Source organism: Rhizobium sp. BT-226, assembly GCF_025847085.2.
GTDB classification, from domain to species: Bacteria; Pseudomonadota; Alphaproteobacteria; order Rhizobiales; family Rhizobiaceae; genus Rhizobium; species Rhizobium sophorae.
In genome coordinates this window covers 1,002,590-1,024,670 of the sequence record NZ_JAOYTI010000003.1, presented here as the reverse complement: position 1 = coordinate 1,024,670, position 22,081 = coordinate 1,002,590, and the positions used below count along the sequence as shown (strand labels likewise).

Genomic DNA, 22,081 nt, shown 5'->3' with positions numbered 1-22,081 from the left:
GAGAGACGATGAAACGGGTCGCTATGACGGGTGCTGCCGGTCGTGTGGGGACGCTGCTGCGCCCGCTTCTTCGGTCGCATGTCGAGCACCTCAGCCTGATCGATCTCCAGGAACCTGACGGGCTTGGCGAAAACGAGAATTTCGTAAGGGCCGACCTTACAAAGCTCGACGAGGCGACGGCTGCGCTGAAGGATGTCGACGGTGTGGTTCATCTCGCCGGCATTGCAAGCGGCACCGACATGAACGCCATTCTGCACGCGAACGTGCTTGGAACATACAATCTCTATGAAGCGGCGCGGATCAACAAGGTCCGACGGGTCGTCTATGCATCGAGCAATCATGCCACGGGCTTTTATCCGCGCGGCCAGCTCGTGTCGCCGCTCGACCCGATGCGCCCCGACAGCCCATATGGACTTTCCAAATGCTGGGGCGAACTTGTGGCGGGGCTTTATTACGACACATCGGGCATTCGCTCTCTTTCCATCCGCATCGGCAATGCGGGCACCTATCCCAACAGCGAGCGATCCATTGCGATCTGGATCAGCGCGCGAGACCTGGCGCAATTGGTCAGGATCGGCCTTTCGCACCCGTCGATCGCAGCAACAGTGGTCTACGGCGTTTCCGACACCGAGGAGATGTGGTGGGAGAACGATCTGGCGGCACGATTGGGCTACCAGCCACAGGACCGGCCGCGCGACCACGCCCTGATCGAAGAGGGATCCGAAGGGCCGGTCGCGCTGACGTTCCAGGGCGGTGGGTTCTGTGAGATCAATCACGACGGCACCATCCGCATGCGCGACGCCGAGGGCCTGGCCAAGAGCCTGGAGACGGTTGAATGACGGCCCCGCGGATCATCCGCCCGGACGTCCGTTCCGTGATCCAGCAGCCGCTGACGGTTGGTGAATCGCCGGTATGGGACGAGGAGACCGGCACTTTGTGGTTCGTCGATATTCTGGCGCCGGCGCTCGTCCGGCTCTCGGCTTCTGGAAAGATCGACCGCTTCGACATGCCGGCTGCAATCGGCGCCCTCGGGCTTTGCCGCGATCACAGGATCGTCGTGGCGCTCCAGACAGGCGTCCATCTCTTCGATCCTGTCTCCGGAGATTTCGAGCTTGTGTCGGATCCAGTCGGGCGCCACATCAACTGCCGCCTCAATGACGGAAAGGTCGGCCCCGACGGGCACTTCTGGATTGGCTCGTTCAGCGAAGCCAAGCCGCAGACCGATGAGGCCGCACTTTATCGCGTGGGCGCCGATGGTCGCACGCGAACCGTTGCAACCGGACTGACGAGTTCCAATGGCCTTGCCTGGTCGCCGGACGGCCGGCGGATATATCATTCCGACAGCCGGCAATGCTTCCTGCAGGCATTCGACTTCGATCCTGATACGGGCGACCTCGGCGATAGGCGCCGGCTCCGCAGCTTCACGGAAGACGAGGGTCGGCCGGACGGAGCGACAACCGATCGTGACGGGTTCTACTGGAGTGCCGGCGTTTCCGCCGGTCGCCTCAACCGAATATCGCCCGAAGGCGAAATCGTCGAAATCTACATTCTGCCGGTCCCCGCACCGACCATGCCGTGTTTCGGAGGACCGGATCTGCGCACCCTCTTCGTCACGAGCCTGTCGACGGATCGCAGCGGGCGTTTCGAGGCGGGGACAGTCATCGCCTTCGACGTGGATGCAGAGGGCCTGCCGCCCTTCCGCTTCGGGGATCATCCCATCGCGATGACAGCGAATAGATGGAAAGATAACGGGGGAGAAAGATGAGCATCGCAACCATGCGCAAGGCGCTTACAGGCGTATCGGGTGTTCCGGTGACCGCCTATGATGGCAAGGGTGAAGTTGAACCCCGGATCACGGCGAAGGTCTATGAGCGGGTGGCGGCAGCGGGCATTCACAACATCGTCGCTGCCGGCAATACCGGGGAATTCTATGCTCTGACGCCGCAGGAAATCAGGATCGTCCATGAGGCGGCGGTTTCAGGCGTTGCCGGCAAGGCGCCGGTGACGGCGGCAATCGGCCGGTCGCTGCGCGAGGCGATCGGCATGGCGAAAGATGCGGCCGCGATCGGTGCATCCGCCGTCATGTCGCATCAACCCGTCGATCCTTTCGCAGCACCTGCGGCCCAGATCGACTATTTCTGCAATCTTGCGGATGCTTCCGCCCTGCCGCTCATCGCCTATGTCAGGGCGGATGGTTTCGCCGTCGCCGATATCGTCCGCCTCGCAAGTCACGGCAATATTGCCGGTATCAAATTCGCCACGACCGATCTGATGTTGTTGTCGAGAGCTATCCCGGCGGCGAGCCCCGGCGGCGCGCTGTTCGTCTGCGGCCTGGCGGAGAGCTGGGCGCCGACATTTACGGCTGCGGGCGCCCGCGGCTTCACGTCCGGCCTCGTCAATGTCGCGCCGAAGCTCTCGCTTGCGGTCCACGCTGCGCTTGAAAAAGGCGATTTTGCCGCCGCCAGGGCGATCGTCAACAAGCTTGAGCCATTCGAGCGGATGCGAACCAAATTCCGCAATGGCGCGAACGTGACCGTCGTCAAGGAAGCCGTCACCTATTCCGGTCTCGATGTCGGCCCCGTGCGTGTGCCGGGATTGCCGCAGCTCGACCAGTATGACCGCGAGGAGCTTCATCGGCTGCTTCAAGGCTGGGAGGCCGAAGGCGACATTCAAACTCATTCAGACCAGCCGGCCGTAAAGGCGGCCGGCTGATTTCGACACGAGAGCGGCTAAAGCTTTTCATGGAAGCGCAGAGCCGCTCTAACCCTTTGTTTTTACGCAATTCCAGACGGAAAACCGCTTCGCACTTTTCCTGGAATTGCTCCATTTCCGCAAACAACAGGATTGGGAGGTCTTGAGATGCTGAGACAAGTACTGACAACGATCGCAATTGCCGGCGCCCTGACGACGGCGCAGCCCAGCTTTGCGGCGTCGCCGCCCAACATGCTGGTGATCGGCACCAATCTCACCGGCATAAGGACGCTCGATCCGGCCCAGAACAATGCCCGCACGGTTTCCGAGCTGATCTCGAATCTCTACGACAACCTCGTGCAACTGTCGCCGGACGATCTGAAAACGCTGAAGCCGATGCTCGCAACGCAATGGAGCGTCTCGGCGGATGGCAAGATCATCACGCTGACATTACGCGACGACGCGGTCTTCCAGAGCGGCAACAAGGTGACCGCCGAGGATGCGGCCTGGTCGATCCAGCGCGTCATCAAGATGGGCCAGGTCGGCTCCACCGACGTGGCACTCTGGGGCTTCACGCCTGAAAACGTCGAAAAGCTCGTTCGCGCAAAAGACGAACACACGCTCGAGATCGAGCTGCCGCAGTCGGTCAATACCGATCTGGTGCTCTATTCGCTGGCGGGCTCGTCGATCGGCATCGTCGACAAGAAGACGGTTCTGTCGCACGAGGCGAACGGCGATTTCGGCGGCGCTTGGCTTTCCGCCAATTCCGCCGGCAGTGGCCCATTCAGTCTGGCGCAGTGGCGGCCGAACGATGTCGCGATCTTCAATGCGCAGCCGAAATATTGGGGCGGCAAGCCGGCCATGGCCCGCGTCGTCGCTCGTCACATCCCTGAATCCGGCAATCTCCGGCTACAGCTCGAAGCTGGCGACGTCGATGTCGGCCAGTATGTAGCAAGCGGCGACCTCGATGCGCTCGCCACCAGGAAGGACATGGTCATCGAGAATGTCCCGGGGCTCGGCTTCTACTATATCGCCCTCAATCAGAAAGACCCGGATTTGCAGAAGCCGAAGGTTCGCGAGGCCTTCCAGCATGCCTTCGACTGGAAAGCGATCTCCGGCAACATCATGCGCCATACGGGCTTTCCCTGGCAGTCGATGATCCCGCGCGGCATGATCGGCGCTCCCGGCGAAGGGGAGGTGCGCTACGATTATGATCCCGCCAAGGCCAAGCAACTGCTGGCGGAGGCCGGATATCCCAATGGCCTGAAGAAGGTGCTCAATCCGTCGGGAGCCCCGACCCTGCCCTTCGCCGAAGCGCTGCAGGCGAGTGCCCGCGCCGCCGGCATCGATCTCGATCTCGTGCCCGGCGAATTCACGCCCGCTTTCCGCGAGCGCAAATTCGAAGTGCTGCTCGGCAATTCCGGCGCCCGTCTGCCCGATCCCTTCGCGGTCGCCACGCAATATGCCTTCAACCCCGACAATAGCGACGAGGCACGCCTCGGAAGCTATTACCTCTGGCGCACGGGCATGAAGGTGGACGAGCTCAACACGCTCATCGACCAATCGATGAAGGAGCGCGACACGGAAAAGCGTACCGACATCTTCAAGAAGATGGACGGCATCTATGCCGGCATGGCTTCGCCGCTGGTCATCTTCTTCCAGCGAACCGACCCCTATGTCATGCGCGCCAACGTGAAGGGCTATCACGGGCATACGACATGGTCGACGCGCTGGCATGACGTGACCAAGGAGTAGAACGCCGTGGCAAGCGCCGATATGACATCGAAGCGGGAGAGCAGCCGGCACTCCCCGGCGGGCGGGTTCGCCGAGGCGGCCCCGCACCCGGCACTGAGCCTGCTGCGCCGCCTGGCGGGACGTATTGTGGCCGTTGTGACGACGCTGCTCGGCCTGCTCTTCCTGACCTTCTCGATGGGCCGCCTGCTGCCCGCTGACCCGGTGCTCGCCATTACCGGGGCGGAAGTCAGCAAGGAGGTTTACGATCGCGTCTATAACGAGCTGGGTCTTGGGCAGCCGATCTGGATGCAGTTCCTCTCCTATGTCGGCAAGATCGCCACAGGCGATCTCGGCATGTCGGCGACGACGGGCCAGCCGATCCTCACCGATCTGATGGCGATCTTTCCCGCGACGATCGAACTTGCGATCATCGCCATGATCATCGGAGCGATCGTCGGCATTCCCTTAGGGATCACCGCTGCGGTCAGGCGCGGAACCATTATCGACCACATCGCGCGGATCGTCGCCCTTGCCGGCCACTCCATCCCGATCTTCTGGACCGGGCTGATGGCGCTCTTCGTCTTTTACGCGAAGCTGAAGCTCGTCGGCGCCTCGGGCCGGATCGATGTCTTCTATGAAGGCCTCGTCACGCCGATGACGGGCTTTCTCCTGATCGACGCGGCGATTCAAGGCCAATGGGACGTGTTTTACAACGCCCTTGGCCACATCATCCTTCCGGCGGCAATCCTCGGCTATTATTCCGTCGCCTATATCAGCCGCATGTCGCGGAGCTTCATGCTGGAGCAACTCAGCCAGGAATACATCATCACGGCGCGGGCCAAGGGGCTCGGCACCCGCAAGGTGGTCTGGCGCCACGCATTCAAGAACATCCGCGTGCAGCTCCTGACGATCATGGCGCTGACCTTCGGCGGTCTGCTCGAAGGCGCGGTGCTGATCGAGACCGTCTTCGGGTGGCCGGGGCTCGGCCAGTACCTGACCCGGGGGCTGCAGATGAACGACATGAACGTGGTCATGGGTTCGGTGCTGACGATCGGCGCCGTCTTCCTGACGATCAACATCCTGTCGGACTTCCTTTATCGCATTCTTGATCCGAGGACACGGTGACGCCATGACGATCTCCTCTGAGCACGCAGACAGCGTCAACACCGGCGGCCTTCGCAACTGGCTGCTCGCACCGGAACCTCGAGGCTGGTTCCAGTCATCGGCGCAGCAAATTCATCAGGGCTGGCGGAAATTCAGCCTGCACCCGCTTGGCCTCGCCGGATTGGCCATCATCCTGCTGCTGATCGTCGTGGCGCTGGCCGCACCCCTGCTGACGAGCTACGATCCGATCGTTCAGGACATGGCCGGGCGGCTTGCCGCGCCATCGGCGAGCCATTGGCTCGGCACCGACAATTTCGGCCGCGACGTCTTTTCACGGGTGATCTATGGCGCCCGCACGACGCTCTACATCATCATGCTCGTCACGGTGATCGTCGCCCCGCTCGGCCTGCTGATCGGCACCGTCTCGGGTTATTTCGGCGGCATCGTCGATGAAATCCTGATGCGCGTCACCGATATTTTTCTCTCCTTCCCCGGCCTCGTGCTGGCGCTGGGTTTTGCCGCAGCGCTTGGTCCAGGCATCACCAATGCGATCATCGCGATTTCACTGACGGCCTGGCCGCCGATCGCGCGCCTGGCGCGCGCCGAGACGCTCAGCCTTCGCAAGGCGGACTATATCGCCGCCGTGCGCCTGCAGGGCGCGACATCAATCGCGATCATCATTCGTCACATCCTGCCGATGTGCATTCCCTCGGTGATCGTCCGTGTCACCCTCAACATGGCCGGCATCATCATCACTGCCGCCGGCCTCGGCTTCCTCGGCCTCGGCGCGCAGCCGCCATGGCCGGAATGGGGTTCAATGGCCGCCAGCGGACGTGAATTCATGCTCGATAGCCCCTGGGTCATCGCAGCACCCGGCATTGCCATTGCGCTCGTCAGCCTCGCCTTCAACCTCGTCGGCGACGCGCTTCGCGATGTTCTCGATCCCCGAGGTTCAGAATGACAGAGCCCTTGATCGATATTCAAAATCTCGAAATCGCATTTGGCGGCGGACAGGTGCGGGCCGTGCGCGGCGTGAGCTTTTCGCTTGGACAGGAAAAGCTCGGGATCGTCGGCGAATCCGGATCGGGAAAGTCGACCGTCGGCCGCGCCATCATGAAGCTGCTGCCACCCACGGCCATCGTCAATGCCGAAAGAATGCGCTTTCGCGACGTCGATCTGCTCAAGGCGAACGAAAAAACGATGATGACGATCAGGGGCCGGCGGATCGGCCTGATCCTGCAGGATCCGAAATATTCGCTCAATCCGGTCATGCGGATCGGCGAACAGATCGCCGAGACCTACCGCTTTCATCATCCGAGGGCGAGCAAGAGCAAGACCTACAGCCAAGCGCTCGATATGCTCGAAGCCGTCCAGATCCGTGATCCCGAGCGCGTGGCCCGCCTTTATCCGCACGAAATCTCGGGCGGCATGGGCCAGCGGGCGATGATCGCCATGATGTTGATTGCCGAACCCGAAGTGCTGATCGCAGACGAGCCGACGTCAGCGCTCGATGTGACGGTGAGGCTCGAGATCCTGGCTCTGCTCGACGAGCTCGTCTTGCGTCGTAATCTCGGGCTGATCTTCATCAGCCACGACCTTAATCTCATCCGGAATTTCTGCGATCGCGTGCTCATCATGTATGCGGGGCGGGTCGTGGAAGTGCTCGAGGCGCGCGATCTCGACAAGGCCAGACATCCTTACACCCAAGGGTTGCTGGCATCCTTGCCGACGATCGAAGATCCCCCTGCCCGGCTGCCGATCCTGAAACGAGATCCCGCTTGGCTTGAAGAATTCGCATTGGAGCCGCCGCGGTGATTAAAATCGACAATCTTACGGTCCGTTTCGGACCCGGGCAGCGACCTGTCGTTCGAGACGTAAGCTTCGCCATCGAAAAGGGAACTGCTTTCGGCCTGGTCGGCGAGTCCGGCTGTGGGAAGTCCACTGTCCTGAGGGCGCTTTCCGGCCTCAACGCCAATTATGACGGCCGGATCGAGCTTCAAGGCGAGCCGTTGAATCAACGGCGCAGTCGGCCATTCTTCCGCCGGGTGCAGATGGTGTTCCAGGACCCCTACGGATCCCTCCATCCCCGCAAGACCATCCGCTCGCAGCTGAAGGAACCGCTGCGCAACCAGGGCCTGGATACGAATTCCATCGACGTGAACGCCGTCCTGAGATCGGTCGGTCTCGATCCGGCGCTGAGCTACAGATTTCCGCACCAGCTCTCCGGCGGGCAGCGCCAGCGCGTGGCGATCGCCCGCGCGCTGATGCTGGATCCGGATGTTCTGCTTCTCGACGAACCGACATCGGCGCTCGACGTGTCGGTCCAGGCCGAAATCCTCAATCTCCTCCAGGATTTGCGCGTCAATCGCGGTCTGACCTATCTGCTCGTCAGCCACGACCTCGCTGTCGTCTCACACATGTGCAGCCGCGTCGCCATCATGGAAGCGGGCGAGATCGTCGAACAGGTCGATGTCGGCGCCCTCCGAAGAGGTGCGGTCGAACACCCCTACTCGCAACGCCTGCTGCGCGCGAGCCGGATGTACGGAAGGGCGTAATTCTCGATCGATACGCGGTGGCGGCATGAAGTCGCCGCAGGCTCCACCATCCACATCAAGCCAAAGCGATCGCCGATGATGTTGCGCAACCTTTGAACGATGCTCGGCCACCCGCACTTCCACCATGCATGCCCAGGATTTTCGCCGGCGGATCGGAGATTCCCAATCGAGCGTTATCCGCTCGACCTTGAGTAGATACCAAGGTCGCTTCTCATCGCAAATCCGCTACGCTGATAGAACTCCGAGAGCGCGCCTCCTCGCTGTGAGATCAACCAAACGCTGCTACATCCTTCAGCCTTGGCTGTTTCAAACATTGCAGAAAGCAGAGCGGTCCCTATTCCCTTGCCCTGTGCGTCGGGCTGCACTGAAAGCTCGTCCAGGTAAATGACCGGGCCGGTATGGCGCCGCTGTCTTATGCCCAGTGCAATCCCGAGCACCTTGCCTTCATCAACTGCCACAAGTGCAACCGATCTAGGGGTTTGGAGCACATAGGTCACATTTTCAGCTGCCGCTTCAAGGGACCAGTTCTCGTTCCACGGAGGCAGGGCATAGGCGTTTACCAATACATCGGCCGCGCCGCTGACGTGTTTTGCAACCAGAAGCTCGATCCGAAATGACATAAACTCACCTCACGCTAAGTAAGGTGACATTTGCCGAAGCACTCCTGGTTCCGCAACGGGGTGTTACCTGCCATCCGCAAGTTTTTTTTGCCGGCAAGTGTGCAGCCAACGAAAACGGCTAAGTTCGAAGATACCGGTCCTTGGCAGACCGGAACTCGCCAAAAAAGGGGCAACCTCATTTCCAGCTCGTGTAATCCTCTGCGACGCAACCAAGGGGCGCGCGATCCTGACCAAACCGCTTCTTGAGCTGCTCGCATCCCCACTCGTTTAACGGCGCCGGCATGAGGTTGTTGATGTCCATGCCAGGAGATTGGAATGCTGTCGTGGAGGTCGTGACGTACCAAAGCCAGAAGCCGACCACACCGACGAGGATCAGAAGCAACGTACCGAAGAACACCTGCAATCGCCTCCAGATCGATACCCCCGCCTGCTTGGGGTCTTCAATCAAAACCGGCACACCCCGATCGCCTTCTTGCTGATACGCGAAAGGTGCAAAGCTGCGTTGCGCTCATCATCGGTAAGCTTCACGCGCTGCAGTCGATCGTCCAGAAGCACTGGCAGGGCAGTATTGCCGTGCCTAACCGCCAGTCCGATCGCTTTGCCATTGGCTTCCCCGACGATCAGAGGCTCCTCTCCATTCTTCATGCGCGTGTAAGCCGATCGCCCCGTTTTGTCGTTGGCAATCTTGTCATTGTAGGTGATGGAAAAGACGCCGCGTCTGCGGTCGAATGCGGTGACCTCGACCGGAACGGGGGTCAGCATAGCAGGCCGAAGCAATTGGCCCTTGACCCACCAAATGCGCATCGCGAGGAAAATCATTCCCAAGCCCATGCCGCCAAACAGTAGCGCAAACACGGTGAGCGTGATGATCCGGTTCCAGAGCATGTCCAGGCCCAGGCTCATCGTCGCAAGTTCCGGATGATCGGCAGATATCACAAGACCGGTTTCGTAGTCGCCAGTATGGAAATCGACGAACATGACCTCGACCTCGGTGTCGTAGTCTCGTCCGCCATAGCTGTAGACAAGGCGTGCCTCGCAATCGGTAGAGACTGCCCTACGTGTCGTGCATCGCCCGTTTTGCACGTCGCCATTTTCGAGCGTCAAAGGATTCTGGCTGATCTGGAAATCGCGGATCACGCCTGGTGCTTCCGAGACAAATAGAAAGACAGACAGTGCCAGGATGATCGGCGTTGACCAGAAGTAAGCGCTCGGGGTGGAGATGACGTTGCGCGCCAACGAGAGCGGGCGACTAGGAATAACAAGCGAAGTCAATGGCGTCGGACCCCTCATGTGACAGCGCAGTGCGTTGGGAAAGCTTCAGACAGCGGCCGGCAATGAACCAGCGGAGTTGACGTTATTCCGGCCGCTTGCACAATCCCATTGTGTAAAACCGATCTACAACCTGAGGAGGGCGATCGGCAATCCCTTTCAGCGCGCGTGGGGACCATTAGTAGTTGATCCCCTCGTATGCGTGTGCGCCGCGGCGAGCGAGTCAATAAGTTGCGCCGCGATATCGACCGCTCGAACCCTCGGCGCCGCGCTCGCATCTAGGTGAGCTCTACAGCCGATTGGCACGCAATAAGGTGTCACGAGACAAATATCCCGCAAGCGTGCCATCGGCGGCTCTGACATGCAGGCCTGGCATCTCACCGGAGAGGATGAGTGCCAAGGCGTCGTGAACCGTGGCGTCAGCAGCAATCTGGGCATCGCCATTGGACGGTTCCGGCGCGGTCATGATCGTCGATACGGCAATCAAGCTCAGCCTTTTTATGGCTCGGTCGGGGCCGAGGAAACTCTCGACGAATTCATTGACGGGACGCGCGAGGATTTCCTGCGGGCTATCATATTGAAGGAGGCGGCCGTCCCGCATGATCGCGATGCGATCACCCATCTTGATCGCCTCGTCGAGGTCATGCGTGACGATGACGACGGTCTTCTTCACCTTCCTGAGAATATCGCGGAATTCGTCCTGAAGCCGGACGCGGGTGATCGGATCGATCGCGCCGAATGGTTCGTCCATCAGCATGATTGCGGGGTCGGCTGCGAGTGCGCGGGCGAAACCGACGCGCTGGCGCTGCCCGCCCGACAATTCGTGCGGCAGGCGCTGCCGCATGATGGCCGGATCAAGACCGACGAGATCCAGGAGTTCGTCGACGCGGCGATCGCTGCGCGGCTTTTCCCAGCCGAGAAGCCGCGGGACGGTTGCGACGTTGCGTGCGATTGACATATGCGGAAACAGACCGACCTGCTGGATGACATAGCCGATACTGCGGCGCAGCTCCTTCTGATCGACCCGGGCGATATCCTTGCCATCGACCAGCACGCGTCCCGTCGTCGGTGTCTCCAATTGATTGATCATGCGCATGGTCGTGGTCTTGCCGCAGCCCGAAGGACCGATCAGGGCAACCGTCGTACCGGTCTCGATCAGGAGATCGAGATTGTCGACCGCATGCTGGCCGCTTCTGTCGTAATTCTTTGTCACATGATCGAGGTGAATCATCCTGATATCCGCTTTCGGCCGCTTAGCGCCGTTGAGTGAAGACGCGCTCCAGGGCGCCGAAGGCCAATTCCGCAAAGATTGCGAGCAAGGCTATCGGCACCGCTCCGACGAGAAGGCGCGGCATGTTCATGATCGCAATGCCGGCATTGATGAAATCGCCAAGCCCGCCGCCGCCGATGAAGGAGGCCAGCGCCGCCCCGCCGATGACCTGGATGGCGCTCGTCCTGACGCCCGACAGAATCGACGGAACGGCCAGAGGAAGTTCGATCTCCCACAGCATCTGCCCGGCGCTCATGCCCATTCCGTCGGCCGCATCGATCACTGAGGCGTCGATCTCGCGGATGCCGATGATCGTGCTCAACAGCAGCGGCGGCACGGCCAGGACGATGAGGGCGATCACCGACGGCAGCAATCCGATGCCGAGAAAAGGCATCGTCGCCGACAGGATCGCAAGGCTCGGGATGGAGCGCAAGGCGCCGGCAATATTGACCACTGCAAAGGCGGCGCGGGGTGCCCGTGCGACGGCAAATCCGAGCGGCACGGCAATGACGAAGGCGATGCCGAGCGACAGGACGCACATCAGAAGATGGCGATTGAAGGCGTTGAAAAAGGTCCCGGAGTTGTTGAAGATCCAGCTGAATGCATCGATTACGATCATGCTGCTTTACCCCCACTGCGCCGGCGCAGCAGCTTTTCGAACGATGCAAAACAGTAGTCGGCAAAGAGCGCCAGAAATGACGTCAGCAGTCCGCCTGCGATGATCTTTTCAGGAAAGCGCTGGTCGATGCCTTCGAAAATGATGACGCCAAGCCCGCCGGCATTGATATAGGCGGCAACGGTCGCAATGCCGATGACCGTCACCATGGCGATGCGGATGCCGCCGACGATATAGGGCATCGCCAGCGGCAGCTCGACTTCCCAAATCCGCCGTGCCGTGCCGTATCCCATGCCGTCGGCGGCTTCGAGTATGTCACGCGGAATAGCCTGAAATCCCATGCCGATATTGCGGATCAGGATCATCAGCGAGTAAGCGGCAAGACCGGTTATGGCGGGTGCCGCACCGATGCCCATGATGGGAATGAGAAGCGCAAACAGCGCCAGGCTCGGCACCGCGAACAGGATACCGGTGAAAATGACGATCGCCGCAAAACTCCGCGGCCGCCTTGCCGCCCATATCCCGACGATCAGCGAGATCACCAGGGCAATGCCGACCGAGGAAAAAACGAGATACAGGTGCTCCAACAGCGCTTCGAAGAGCCGGTCGAGATGTTTAGGGACCCATTTCATCGTCGAGACCTCCGCATCGGGGCGCTCATTCGCCTGTCTACCATGAGATCCCCAATCTGCGATCGGCGTCGTCGGCCCTCAGCGGCATAATATCGTAGGCCGGGGGAACGACCGTCGAGAACCGCCTGAGGCCGAGCCGCACCAAAACCGCCGCTCCCTCAGGCGTTTCATGCAGCGTCACGAGGCTTTGCTGCAACGCTGCGGCGATTTCCAACGGCAATGTCTGCGCTGCAACCAGTAGCGGCGCAGGAAGCGGATCGGTCGTCGCCAGAATACGAAGACCATCGATCGCGTCGGGTTCGTGCATCGACAATAATTGGAAGGCGTAAGCGTCGATCGCGCCCGCATCGATCCTGCCGTCCTTGAGGGCGGCGACGATACCTGACGGGTTGAGCAGCGGTCCGACCGTCATGCTCTGCTTCATTTTCCCGGCAAACCGGTCGGCAAGAAAGGAACGCGCCGCGTGGTAGCCCGACTGGGAATCGCGCACGGTCCAGCCCCAGCGTACCGGTGCGAGATCCGCCACAGCATTCACCGGTCCGGTGGAGGCGACGAGAATGTGGCTGGCATAGAGCGGCTGGTCCAAAGACCATGCCTCGCTCGAGACGGGTGCGGTAAGCACCGCCGGTCGCGCAGCCTCGGGCATGCGTGAAAACGGATAGCCGCACATGAAGACCGCGCCCATGTCCGGCCTCGCCCACAATTCCGACAGCGGTGCCGGTGCTGCATGAGCGATGATCTCGAGTTCAATGCCGGACCGCAGGCTGACCTGCGCAAACAGCGCATCCCACAGGCCGCGAATGCGCGGACTGAGATTATACATTCTCGAACAGGCGATCGGCTTGGACATCACCATGGCAATTATGCGAACCGCAGCCGCTGGCCGATGTTCATCTCTCTTGCCTTGTCGACCATGGCGGCGCCGAGCGCCACGTCGGTCGTGCTGAGGCCGCGATGCCAGAACAGGATCGTTTCCTCGTCGCTCTCGCGGCCGGATTTCCTGCCGCAGACGATCTGGCCGATTTCGGCATGCAAGTTCTCGGCCGTCACCTTGCCCTCGTCGACGTGACGGCGAAGCGCTCCGAAAGGCTTGCCAGGGCCGCATTGTCCCCAATCATCGACGACGACCTTGTCCATGATGTCGGTGAGATCGAATTCGAGCGCGCTCATCGTGCCATAGGGCACGACGAAGGCACCCTTCTTCACCCATTCAGTCTTGAACAGCGGCGCCGGTTCCGGCAGGCGGCTGGCCTCGACCATGATGTCGGCACCCTTGAGGCAATCCTCCCAATTGTCGGTGACGACGATCTTCTTACCGAGATCCGCCTCAAGACGCTTGGCGAAGGCATCACGACTTTCCGGCCGGCGCGAATGCACGCGGATTTCCTCGAAGTCGAAGAGATGGTCGAGAAGCCGGACATTCCAGTAAGAGGTTCCGCGGGCACCGATATGGCCGAGCACCTTGCTGTCCTTGCGGGCGAGATATTTTGCGCCAAGAGCAGTCACGGCGCCGGTGCGCATGTCGGTGATGGCAGTCGCGTCGATGATGGCCTTCGGTACGCCGGTGTTCGGATCGAACAGGTTGAGGACCGCAAGCTCCGAGGGCAGATCGACCTTGTAGTTGTCGACGAAGTCACCGACGACTTTGACGCCGGCATAATTCAGCGCTTTGACATAGCCGCGAAGCACGTTGAAATGGCCTTTGTCGGAGCTCTCCGGCACAAGATGAACACGCGGCTCGATGACGGTTTCGCCCCTGCCCTGCGCATCCAGCGCTTTCGACACCGCATCGAGAATCTCGTCATTCGTCAGCGCCAGTGCCTTGGCATCGAGGGCATTGAGATAATCGATCCAGATTTCCTGCATTTCCCACTTCTCCGCATTCCTGTCCGGCTGCTGAGCGGACGGATTTTCGAACAAACACCGTAAGAAGATCGCCACGCCAGGTCGCGGCCAGATCGATATCCGGCCGCGGGCGTGACAATCATTTCGGCAGCAGGCCGTTTTCCTTGAGGAACTCGACCGCCACGTCCTTGGCTTCCTCGTGATCGGTCTCGACCTTGGCATTGAGGACACGCATCTTCTCATTGTCGAGATGGGAGCCGACCGCTTCCAGCAGTTCGGCAACCTTCGGATTGGCCTTCAGCACGTCCTGGCGGACAACAGGGGCCACGTAGTAGGGCGGAAACAGACCCTTGTCGTCTGCCAGCGGCACGAGGTTCTTCGAGCCGATCTGCCAGTCGGTCGCGGCGCCATTGGCGACGTCGATGTCCTTTTGTTCCAGCGCGTCATAACGAAGGCCAAGCTTGGCAAACTGCTTGAACTCCTTGAACTCGGCGTCATAGACACGCTTAAGGCCGGGCAAGCCATCGGCGCGGTCGGGAAATTCAGCGCCGCCGCCGAAGACCAGGGTCTTGGAAACCTTGGCGAGGTCCGACAGCGTCTTCAGATTATTGGCCTGCGCCGTTTCCTGGCGGACAACGATGACATAGCCGTTGTTGATGCCGCTCGGCTTCAGCCATGTGAGGTTGAACTGCTTGGCATAGAAGTCCTTGACCTGGGTGTAGACCTTGTCGGCATCGGTCGACATCTCGCCCTTGACGACGGACGCCAGCGCCGTGCCGGTATATTCCGGATAGAGATCGATCTCACCCGCCACCAATGCCTGGTGCGCAATCAGCGTGCCACCGAGGTTGATCTTGCGCTCGACGGTCAAGCCGGCATTTTCCAGAACGGCGGCATACATTTCGGCGAGGATGAACTGCTCGGTGAAATTCTTGCTGCCGACCTTGATGGTCTCTGCGGATGCAGACTGGAACATGGCGGCTGCCATGATGCCGGCTGCAAAGATGCCTTTTGTCCAATTTTTCATAGTCATTCCCTCTTGTTGACTTTTCAATGAACGAACCGACGGCATTCCCCGGAATAACCGTCGGCATGACCGGTCGGCGCCCTGCCCTTCTTGCCGGGGCAGTGGCGAACCGGCTTATTGCGGGCCGAGCCCGATCAATGCGGCAATCGTCGCAAAATCCGGCCCTTGCGCGCGATCCTCTTCAAGCGCCGGGACGTGGGTGCGCACGAAAGCATAGGCTTGCGCCGATCCCTTGCCCAATTCGCCCGAGACGCCTCTGAGTTCGACGGCCTGTACCGATGCGATCAGTTCGATGGCGACCAGATAGCGCAGGCGCTCGACGATCGCCTGCGCCTTTGCCAAAACACTCGGAGCCATCGATGCCTGGTCTTCGACGCCATCGGCGACAGGAATGGGCGAAAGCGAAACCGGCATGGCCAGATGGCGGATTTCGGCCTCCATGGCAGAGACGGTCTTTTGCACGGTCGCAAAACCGGTACGGCTCTGGCCCATCGGGGTCAGAAAGCGTGGCAGGTCGGACATAGCAGGCGACATGATCTTCATGATCCGATAGGCGGTGCCTGCCGCACAATGTGCCATCGCCTGCCCCAGCCTTTCCCAGGCGAGCACAAACGCGGTCATGTCAAAATTGCCGTGTGAAAGAATGACGCCTTCGGATGCGATCACAACAGGATTGTCGCTGGAACTGACGAGCTCAATCTCAGTCGCCTGCCTTGCCTCATCGATCGCATGCCTCAACGCGCCCCAGACCTGCGGTGTGCAGCGGTAGCTCAAAGGATCCTGGAGACGCCTTGCTGCATCGGCGGCAAGCAAGGAGCTGCCCGAAAGAAGCTCCATCAGTTGAGCCGCGACGCGGCGCTGCCCAAAGGCCGGTCTTGCAGCCAGAGCGCGGTCGTCGAAGGCACTGACATTAGCCCGGAATGCTTCGAAATTAACGGCAATCGCCTTCAGGGACCAATCGAACAGCCGCTCGATATCTACAAGCGTCAAGCAGGCGAGGCCGATGGAGAGGCTGTTGGCCACAACAAGCGCATGCCCGTCCTTTGGCGCGAATTCGAGGGGCTTCAAGCCGGCCCTTTCAAGGGCGACGGCGGCCGGCAGCACTTCGCCGTCAAGCTCGATGTCGCCGAAGCCGAGAAGGCCGCGGGTCATATGGGCAAGCGGAGCCAAATCCGCCGCACCGATCGAGCCCAATGATGGGACGACAGGATGAATACCTGCATTGATGGCGGCAATCAGACCCTGGAAGACTTTCAGCGAAACGCCGGAACCGCCCGCCGCCATGCCGGCGGCCCTGACGGCCATCATCGCCCGCACGGATTCCCGGGCAAGCGGTTCTCCGACGCCGACCGCGCGGGCTTGCGGCACACGCATCTGGAACGCCACCAGATCTTCCGTCGCAAGTCGTGTATCGACCCCTGCCCCAAGTCCCGTCGTCAAGCCATAGACCGGCAGATCCTTTTCCGTATAGCGATCGACGACGGCGCGCGCGGCCACAATCCGGGCATCGACCTCGGCGGAGATCTCGATCCTGGCGTGACGACGGGCAATTGCTGCGATGTCCTCGATCGTGGGCGGCGCCGAGCTGAAGATGATCGATGGAGAATTGGTGGCGCTCACTGTTTCTCTCCGAGAATGGCGACGGGTTTGGAGGGACCCTTGGTGGATCGTGCTTCCAGCCGATATTGCGCGCCGGGATAGTATAACAGCGCACATGTGACGACGGCCTCGCCCGACCAGGTCCGTCGAAAGACGCGCAAACAAGGATGATCGTTCTTCAGGCCTAGATATTTGCGGATCGCCGTGTCCGGTTTGACGGCCTGGACGATATGTTCGAACGCCGTTATCGGCGCCACCTTCGTCAGATATTCGTTTGGCGTCATGCTGTGAAAATCGGTCGATAGATAGTCGGGCGCGACCAGCGGATTGACGTAGCGCTCCTCGACCTGAATGGGCTGGTCGTTTTCCATGTGCACGATCAGCGAATGCATCACCTCAGCGCCGAGGGTCAGTTCGAGCGCGTCAGCGACGTTGGCATCGGCCTGCATCAAGCCGGCCTTGACGACCGCCGCCTGATGCGTGTGACCGCGCTCCAGTATTTCGTCGGCTATGTTGCGGATTTGAAGCAGATCCACATCGAGGTGTTTTGGCGACACGAAGGTTCCGATCCCGGCGGATCGCTTGAGGACACCTTCGAACATCAATTCCCGCAGCGCCCGGTTCGCCGTCATGCGGCTGACGCCGAATGCCGCCACCAATTCGCTTTCGGAGGATACCCGGTCTCCCGGCCGCAGCTTGCCCTCGGCGATCTCGGCCAGGATCTGCTCCTTGATCCTGATATAATGGCGCGCCTCGCCGGCGGCCGGTTTGACCGCTTTCGTCATGACAACCTCGCCATGCCATTGTCGAGGATGGTCGCGCCGCGAGAAGCAACGAGGCCGCGGAAGCGGATCTCGGCATCGTTCCGCCACATCTGCACGGTGATCGTTTCGCCGGGAAAGATCGGCGCGCTGAAACGCGCCGCGATCGCGCTCAAGCCGACGGTCATGCTTGGATCGATGGCAGCGACAATGGCGTTGCCCGCATAACCGAAGCTGCAGAGCCCATGCAGGATCGGCCGGTCAAAGCCGCTCCTGCCGGCTGCCTGCGGATCGACATGCAGCGGATTGAGATCGCCGTTCAGGCGATAGAGCAGTGCGGCGTTATCAGGGATGTCGATATTGAATTCAAGGTCCGGCTCTCTGTCCGGGACTATCGGCAACGGTTCGGGCGCAGATCCCGCCGAGCCGCATCCACCGTCGCCGCGGCACGCATTGGTCTGAACGATGGTCGCGATCGGCTCATCACCGTCCACGGTTGCGATCAAGCGCTCGAAGCTGACGAACATTCCTTTCTCAACGCCGCGGTCGACCACCGACAGGACGCGCGAGCGGGAGATGAGCGGCACATCGAGGGGGACCGGCCGATGGATCGTCAGGCGATGTTCGGAATGCACCAGACGCGCCCAGTCGACGCCTGTGTCCTTCATCCATGGCCCCGGATGCGCCACGATATTGGCAAGGGTCGGCGCGGTCACGAGATCGCGTTCATAGACGTAGTTCAACGCGTTTTCGTCGAGCGGGTTGGTGCCGTAGCCAACCGACAGGGCGTAGAGGATGGCATCCCTTGCGGTGACCACATGCGTTGCTTGCGGCACCGGGAAGTCGAGGATGGATTGGGCCGACAGCGTCACGATGCGGCTCCGCCGGATACCACGGGTTTGCGAACGCCACCGGACAGGCGAATGCCGCCATCGACGGAAAGCAATTCACCGGTGACGAAGTCAGCCCCCTGAACAAGCCAGACAATGGCGCCGGCAACGTCTTCCGGGGTGGCGACCCGGCCGAGCGGCGCGGTTTCCGAAAATCGCTTGGCAATGGCTCCATAGGCATCCGGCCCGAGCGTGTCGCGCATCCAGCGCGTATCGATGATGCCGGGGCAAACCGCGTTCACGCGGATATCGGGGCCGCAGGTGCGCGCCAAGGCCAAGGTCAGCGCATTCAGCGCGCCCTTGGATGCCGTATAGGCAAGCGAGCTGCCGCCGCCGGTAAAGGCAACATTGGATGAGACATTGACGATCGCACCGCCGCCGCTGTCACGCATGGCAGGCACCGCCGCCCGGCACATCTGATAGGCGCCGATGACGTTGACACCGAAAACACTCTGGAAATCTTCGGCCGACAGCGTCTCCAGATCGAAAGGATCGGATTTGACCGTCATTGCAGCATTGTTCACCAAGGCGTCGAGCCGCCCCCATCGATTGACGGCAGTCGCGACCATTCGGCGGCAAGCTGCGTCATCGGCAACATCGGCCTGGACGATCTCGACGTCCGCGCCCAGGCTGCGGCAGATATCGCCGGTCTCATCGGCCTCTTTCTTGCTGCGGCTGTAGTTGATGACCACGCGGGCACCACCCTCGGCGAACTGCTTCACGCATGCGGCCCCGACGCCCGTTGCCGAGCCCGTGACGATGATGACGGCTCCCTCGATTTTCATGGGGCAAAGTCCTTCATGGCGTGGGTCGAAAACAGGCGCGCATCCATCTGCTTCAACTGGTCCGACACTGCGACGCCCTTCGGCAGGCGGTCGAGAACATGGGCGGCAAGATCGATGCCGGGGGCAAACTCAATCAGCGTCAAGCATCCGTCGATCACCCGAAAGACAGCCCGCTCGGTAACGACGAGCTGTGATTGCCCCTCCGGCGCAAAGGCGGGGCTCGAACTGATCTGGTCGACATGATCGACGATCTTGCAAACTCTGCCGTCCCGGATGATGTCAAGCCTGCCGTCGGCAACCACAATTTCCGCGCCGCCGGCCGAAAATGCACCGAGATAGACGACACGCCCCGCCGTCTGCGAAATATTGGTGAAGCCGCCGACCCCGACGATGGAATTGTTGAAGCGGCTGACATTGACCGCCCCATGCCGATCCACCTCGGCCATGCCGAGAAAGGCGATATCGAGGCCGCCGCCGTCGTAAAAATCGAACTGCGAAGCCTGTGGGACGATGGCGGTCGGATTGACGGCGGCGCCAAAGGACAGCTCCTCGGCCGGCACGCCGCCGATGACGCCGGATTCGATCGTCACCGTATAATCGTCGAATCCCTCTTCGCTAGCGATACGGCCGATCCCGGCCGCAATGCCGATGCCGAGGTTGATCGTCGGACGATTGAGCGGCGCCAGCTCCAGGAAGGCACGGCGCTGAATAATCTTATCGGCCGACAGCGGTGCCGGCTGCAGGCGGCTCACCGCCATCCGGACGCGCCCGGTATAGGCGATATTGTCCGTCTCGGCGAAACTGACGCCGTGCTGAGCCGGATCATCGCAGACGACGACATAATCGACTAGCGCCGCCGGGATGCGAACATCGCCCGGCGGTAGCGAGCCGCGCTCGGCAATCCGCTTGACCTGGACGATGACGATACCGCCGGAATTTCGGCCTGCCTGCGCCATGGCGAGCACGTCGAGCGGGAAGGCCTCGTCCTCGAGGGTGATGTTGCCGTCTTCGTCGGCCGTCGTTCCGCGCAAAAGCACGCAGTCGAGCGGCATGGAGGGATAAAGCAGCCATTCCTTGCCGCGCAACGACACACGCTCGACAAGCGCACGCGGCGTCGTCGCATTCATGCGGCCGCCGCCATGCAGCGGATCCATGAAAGAGCCGAGCCCGATATGAGTGACCACCCCGGGCTGACCGGCGGCAATCGCTCGATAGAGCTGGGCGATGACGCCTTGCGGCCAGCAATGCGCTTCGATCTTTTCCTCGATCGCCAGCCTGCCAAGGCGCGGCGTTCCCCGCCATCCCCCGGCGATCACGCAGGCGACGAGGCCTTCATAGCCAAAATGCCCCATGCCGCGCGTCTGACGATCGCCGGTGCTGGCAGCAAACAGGAGCGTCAGATTGCGGGGTTTTCCGGAGGCAAGGAAACGCTCCTCGACCGCAGCCGTGATGGCTTCGGGATGGCAGCATCCTCCAAAACCCGAAGCAGCCACAGTCATCCCGTCTTCGAGGAGATCCGCAGCTTGCTGTGAAGAGATGACCCGCATGACGATCTTTGCTTTCACTCGACCTGTATATACAGGCTAGCCGCCGATCGTTTGGAAGGCAACCGGAATCTTTGCCGGTATTTTGGGCAATCACTTCGATCAGCCGATGTGAAGCAGCCCAATCAGACATAGCCCAAGAGCCGCCAGAGCCAGCAGCGACAGCGCCGCCGCTGCAAGGACCCGGCCGCCGGTATGGGCGATGGACCTGACATCGACGGAGAGGCCTAACGCGGCCATGGCGGTGACGGTGAAAGCGGCGGAGACAGCCGACATCCCGGTCAGCAGCGGCGCCGGGATCGCGTCAAAGGAGCGAAGCGTCGCCATGGCTGCAAAACCGAGGATGAACCATGGCAGAACATGGCGGAGATTGACTGCGAAGCCGCCGGGACGGCGACCATGAACCGCACCGAGCACAAGAATGACAGGCCCGAGCATCATCACGCGGATCAGCTTGACGAGCGTGCCCACCTGGGTGCTGACGGCTCCGGCGGAGGCCGTGGCCGCCAAGACCTGCGGGACGGCATAGGCTGTCAGTCCTGCGAAAACGCCGTACTGTACAGCGCTAAGACCCAGCAGCAGATGCAGAAGCGGTAGCGTCAGTACCGCACCAACGCCGAGCAGCGCGGTAAAGGCTATCGAGGCGGCGATATCTTCCGGTTTGGCGCCGATCACCGGCGCTGCCGCGGCAATCGCAGAATTGCCGCAGATCGAGTTGCCGCAAGCAACCAAGGTCGCCAGGCTGGTCGACAGCCCGAAGAGCCGCCCGATAACAAAGCTGCCGGCCAAGGACAGAGCAACCAGAACGGCAATTCCGCCGACAAGCGGCAATCCGGCCTGCCGGATGGCGGCCGTGCTGAGCGAGGCGCCCAGCAACACGACGGCAATCTCGAGAAGCGTCTTGGCGGCGAAGTGAATGCCAGGACTAAAAGTCTGCGGCAGACGGACCGAGGAGCGCACGGCAATACCGATCAGAATGGCCAGCACGAAGCTCTCGATCCAGTGCGCGCCGAAAATCATCAGTTGCAACTGCTCAACCAGCTGCGCAAGGAGCGTGACTGCCGCACAAAGGACGAGCCCCGGCAGGACGGCAGGAAGCGACGGGGAACGTGAGACGGAAACGAGCATCGGCAAGACCT

21 protein-coding genes and 1 pseudogene are annotated in these 22,081 nt (G+C 61.2%); 8 read left to right on the top strand and 14 right to left on the bottom strand.

What is annotated here, in order from left to right:
* Positions 1-8 precede the first annotated feature (8 nt).
* The 8 genes from OIU37_RS24335 to OIU37_RS24300 all read left to right on the top strand — a co-directional run bounded on the left by OIU37_RS24335 (position 9) and on the right by OIU37_RS24300 (position 8,084).
* Positions 9-839, top strand: coding sequence for an NAD(P)-dependent oxidoreductase (locus tag OIU37_RS24335; protein ID WP_180696019.1), 831 nt, complete (start codon positions 9-11; stop codon positions 837-839).
* Positions 836-1,765 carry an SMP-30/gluconolactonase/LRE family protein gene (locus OIU37_RS24330; RefSeq protein WP_264258858.1) on the top strand — a complete coding sequence of 310 codons (930 nt, stop codon included), beginning with the start codon at positions 836-838 and terminating at the stop codon, positions 1,763-1,765. The genes OIU37_RS24335 and OIU37_RS24330 overlap by 4 nt, the downstream gene beginning before the upstream one ends.
* Positions 1,762-2,712: a dihydrodipicolinate synthase family protein gene (locus OIU37_RS24325; RefSeq protein ID WP_171603852.1), complete on the top strand. Its 951-nt coding sequence runs from the start codon at positions 1,762-1,764 to the stop codon at positions 2,710-2,712. The genes OIU37_RS24330 and OIU37_RS24325 overlap by 4 nt, the downstream gene beginning before the upstream one ends.
* A 147-nt stretch (positions 2,713-2,859) precedes the next feature.
* On the top strand, positions 2,860-4,446 hold the full coding sequence (locus OIU37_RS24320) for an ABC transporter substrate-binding protein (RefSeq protein WP_171603851.1): 1,587 nt from the start codon (positions 2,860-2,862) through the stop codon (positions 4,444-4,446).
* A 6-nt stretch (positions 4,447-4,452) separates the two neighbouring features.
* Positions 4,453-5,550, top strand: coding sequence for an ABC transporter permease (locus OIU37_RS24315; RefSeq protein WP_171603850.1), 1,098 nt, complete (start codon positions 4,453-4,455; stop codon positions 5,548-5,550).
* A 4-nt stretch (positions 5,551-5,554) separates the two neighbouring features.
* On the top strand, positions 5,555-6,490 hold the full coding sequence (locus OIU37_RS24310; protein ID WP_171603849.1) for an ABC transporter permease: 936 nt from the start codon (positions 5,555-5,557) through the stop codon (positions 6,488-6,490).
* Positions 6,487-7,344: an ABC transporter ATP-binding protein gene (locus OIU37_RS24305; protein WP_180696021.1), complete on the top strand. Its 858-nt coding sequence runs from the start codon at positions 6,487-6,489 to the stop codon at positions 7,342-7,344. Before OIU37_RS24310 ends, OIU37_RS24305 begins: the two co-directional genes overlap by 4 nt.
* Entirely contained in the window at positions 7,341-8,084 is a 744-nt protein-coding gene (locus tag OIU37_RS24300) for an ABC transporter ATP-binding protein (RefSeq protein WP_171603847.1), read from the top strand. Before OIU37_RS24305 ends, OIU37_RS24300 begins: the two co-directional genes overlap by 4 nt.
* A 173-nt stretch (positions 8,085-8,257) precedes the next feature.
* Here OIU37_RS24300 and OIU37_RS24295 read toward each other — a convergent pair whose 3' ends face one another.
* From OIU37_RS24295 to OIU37_RS24230, 14 genes and pseudogenes are all read right to left on the bottom strand, one after another.
* Complete coding sequence (locus tag OIU37_RS24295; protein ID WP_128402364.1) at positions 8,258-8,704, bottom strand: GNAT family N-acetyltransferase; 447 nt, start codon at positions 8,702-8,704, stop codon at positions 8,258-8,260.
* A 175-nt stretch (positions 8,705-8,879) separates the two neighbouring features.
* A pseudogene (locus OIU37_RS24290) lies at positions 8,880-9,994 on the bottom strand (hypothetical protein).
* Between the two features lie 268 nt (positions 9,995-10,262).
* Positions 10,263-11,204 carry an ABC transporter ATP-binding protein gene (locus OIU37_RS24285; RefSeq protein WP_180696022.1) on the bottom strand — a complete coding sequence of 314 codons (942 nt, stop codon included), beginning with the start codon at positions 11,202-11,204 and terminating at the stop codon, positions 10,263-10,265.
* A 22-nt stretch (positions 11,205-11,226) separates the two neighbouring features.
* Complete coding sequence (locus OIU37_RS24280; protein ID WP_171603845.1) at positions 11,227-11,862, bottom strand: ABC transporter permease; 636 nt, start codon at positions 11,860-11,862, stop codon at positions 11,227-11,229.
* Complete coding sequence (locus OIU37_RS24275; RefSeq protein ID WP_112907086.1) at positions 11,859-12,491, bottom strand: ABC transporter permease; 633 nt, start codon at positions 12,489-12,491, stop codon at positions 11,859-11,861. The genes OIU37_RS24280 and OIU37_RS24275 overlap by 4 nt, the downstream gene beginning before the upstream one ends.
* A gap of 37 nt (positions 12,492-12,528) precedes the next feature.
* The gene (locus tag OIU37_RS24270) at positions 12,529-13,347 is read right to left on the bottom strand and encodes a phosphate/phosphite/phosphonate ABC transporter substrate-binding protein (RefSeq protein WP_264258857.1); all 819 of its coding nucleotides are present in this window, start codon (positions 13,345-13,347) and stop codon (positions 12,529-12,531) included.
* Positions 13,348-13,352: 5 nt separating this feature from the next.
* Complete coding sequence (locus OIU37_RS24265; RefSeq protein WP_171603843.1) at positions 13,353-14,357, bottom strand: ornithine cyclodeaminase family protein; 1,005 nt, start codon at positions 14,355-14,357, stop codon at positions 13,353-13,355.
* A gap of 118 nt (positions 14,358-14,475) precedes the next feature.
* Complete coding sequence (locus OIU37_RS24260) at positions 14,476-15,363, bottom strand: glycine betaine ABC transporter substrate-binding protein (RefSeq protein WP_372353427.1); 888 nt, start codon at positions 15,361-15,363, stop codon at positions 14,476-14,478.
* A 114-nt stretch (positions 15,364-15,477) separates the two neighbouring features.
* Positions 15,478-16,983, bottom strand: coding sequence for a histidine ammonia-lyase (gene hutH, locus OIU37_RS24255; protein ID WP_264258855.1), 1,506 nt, complete (start codon positions 16,981-16,983; stop codon positions 15,478-15,480).
* Positions 16,980-17,747 carry a histidine utilization repressor gene (gene hutC / locus OIU37_RS24250; protein ID WP_264258854.1) on the bottom strand — a complete coding sequence of 256 codons (768 nt, stop codon included), beginning with the start codon at positions 17,745-17,747 and terminating at the stop codon, positions 16,980-16,982. Before hutC ends, hutH begins: the two co-directional genes overlap by 4 nt.
* The gene (locus OIU37_RS24245; protein WP_264258853.1) at positions 17,744-18,595 is read right to left on the bottom strand and encodes a MaoC family dehydratase; all 852 of its coding nucleotides are present in this window, start codon (positions 18,593-18,595) and stop codon (positions 17,744-17,746) included. The genes hutC and OIU37_RS24245 overlap by 4 nt, the downstream gene beginning before the upstream one ends.
* On the bottom strand, positions 18,592-19,398 hold the full coding sequence (locus OIU37_RS24240; RefSeq protein ID WP_264258852.1) for an SDR family NAD(P)-dependent oxidoreductase: 807 nt from the start codon (positions 19,396-19,398) through the stop codon (positions 18,592-18,594). Before OIU37_RS24240 ends, OIU37_RS24245 begins: the two co-directional genes overlap by 4 nt.
* The gene (locus OIU37_RS24235; protein ID WP_264258851.1) at positions 19,395-20,945 is read right to left on the bottom strand and encodes an acyl CoA:acetate/3-ketoacid CoA transferase; all 1,551 of its coding nucleotides are present in this window, start codon (positions 20,943-20,945) and stop codon (positions 19,395-19,397) included. The genes OIU37_RS24240 and OIU37_RS24235 overlap by 4 nt, the downstream gene beginning before the upstream one ends.
* A 99-nt stretch (positions 20,946-21,044) precedes the next feature.
* Entirely contained in the window at positions 21,045-22,070 is a 1,026-nt protein-coding gene (locus OIU37_RS24230) for a YeiH family protein (RefSeq protein WP_264258850.1), read from the bottom strand.
* Between the last annotated feature and the right edge of the window lie 11 nt (positions 22,071-22,081).

Coding starts and splice junctions, on each gene's coding strand:
- OIU37_RS24335 (WP_180696019.1), top strand. CDS start 9: ATGAAACGGGTCGCTATGACGGGTGCTGCCGGTCGTGTGGGGACGCTG.
- OIU37_RS24330 (WP_264258858.1), top strand. CDS start 836: ATGACGGCCCCGCGGATCATCCGCCCGGACGTCCGTTCCGTGATCCAG.
- OIU37_RS24325 (WP_171603852.1), top strand. CDS start 1,762: ATGAGCATCGCAACCATGCGCAAGGCGCTTACAGGCGTATCGGGTGTT.
- OIU37_RS24320 (WP_171603851.1), top strand. CDS start 2,860: ATGCTGAGACAAGTACTGACAACGATCGCAATTGCCGGCGCCCTGACG.
- OIU37_RS24310 (WP_171603849.1), top strand. CDS start 5,555: ATGACGATCTCCTCTGAGCACGCAGACAGCGTCAACACCGGCGGCCTT.
- OIU37_RS24305 (WP_180696021.1), top strand. CDS start 6,487: ATGACAGAGCCCTTGATCGATATTCAAAATCTCGAAATCGCATTTGGC.
- OIU37_RS24295 (WP_128402364.1), bottom strand. CDS start 8,704: ATGTCATTTCGGATCGAGCTTCTGGTTGCAAAACACGTCAGCGGCGCG.
- OIU37_RS24285 (WP_180696022.1), bottom strand. CDS start 11,204: ATGATTCACCTCGATCATGTGACAAAGAATTACGACAGAAGCGGCCAG.
- OIU37_RS24280 (WP_171603845.1), bottom strand. CDS start 11,862: ATGATCGTAATCGATGCATTCAGCTGGATCTTCAACAACTCCGGGACC.
- OIU37_RS24275 (WP_112907086.1), bottom strand. CDS start 12,491: ATGAAATGGGTCCCTAAACATCTCGACCGGCTCTTCGAAGCGCTGTTG.
- OIU37_RS24270 (WP_264258857.1), bottom strand. CDS start 13,347: ATGGTGATGTCCAAGCCGATCGCCTGTTCGAGAATGTATAATCTCAGT.
- OIU37_RS24265 (WP_171603843.1), bottom strand. CDS start 14,357: ATGCAGGAAATCTGGATCGATTATCTCAATGCCCTCGATGCCAAGGCA.
- OIU37_RS24260 (WP_372353427.1), bottom strand. CDS start 15,363: ATGAAAAATTGGACAAAAGGCATCTTTGCAGCCGGCATCATGGCAGCC.
- hutC (WP_264258854.1), bottom strand. CDS start 17,747: ATGACGAAAGCGGTCAAACCGGCCGCCGGCGAGGCGCGCCATTATATC.
- OIU37_RS24240 (WP_264258852.1), bottom strand. CDS start 19,398: ATGAAAATCGAGGGAGCCGTCATCATCGTCACGGGCTCGGCAACGGGC.
- OIU37_RS24235 (WP_264258851.1), bottom strand. CDS start 20,945: ATGCGGGTCATCTCTTCACAGCAAGCTGCGGATCTCCTCGAAGACGGG.
- OIU37_RS24230 (WP_264258850.1), bottom strand. CDS start 22,070: ATGCTCGTTTCCGTCTCACGTTCCCCGTCGCTTCCTGCCGTCCTGCCG.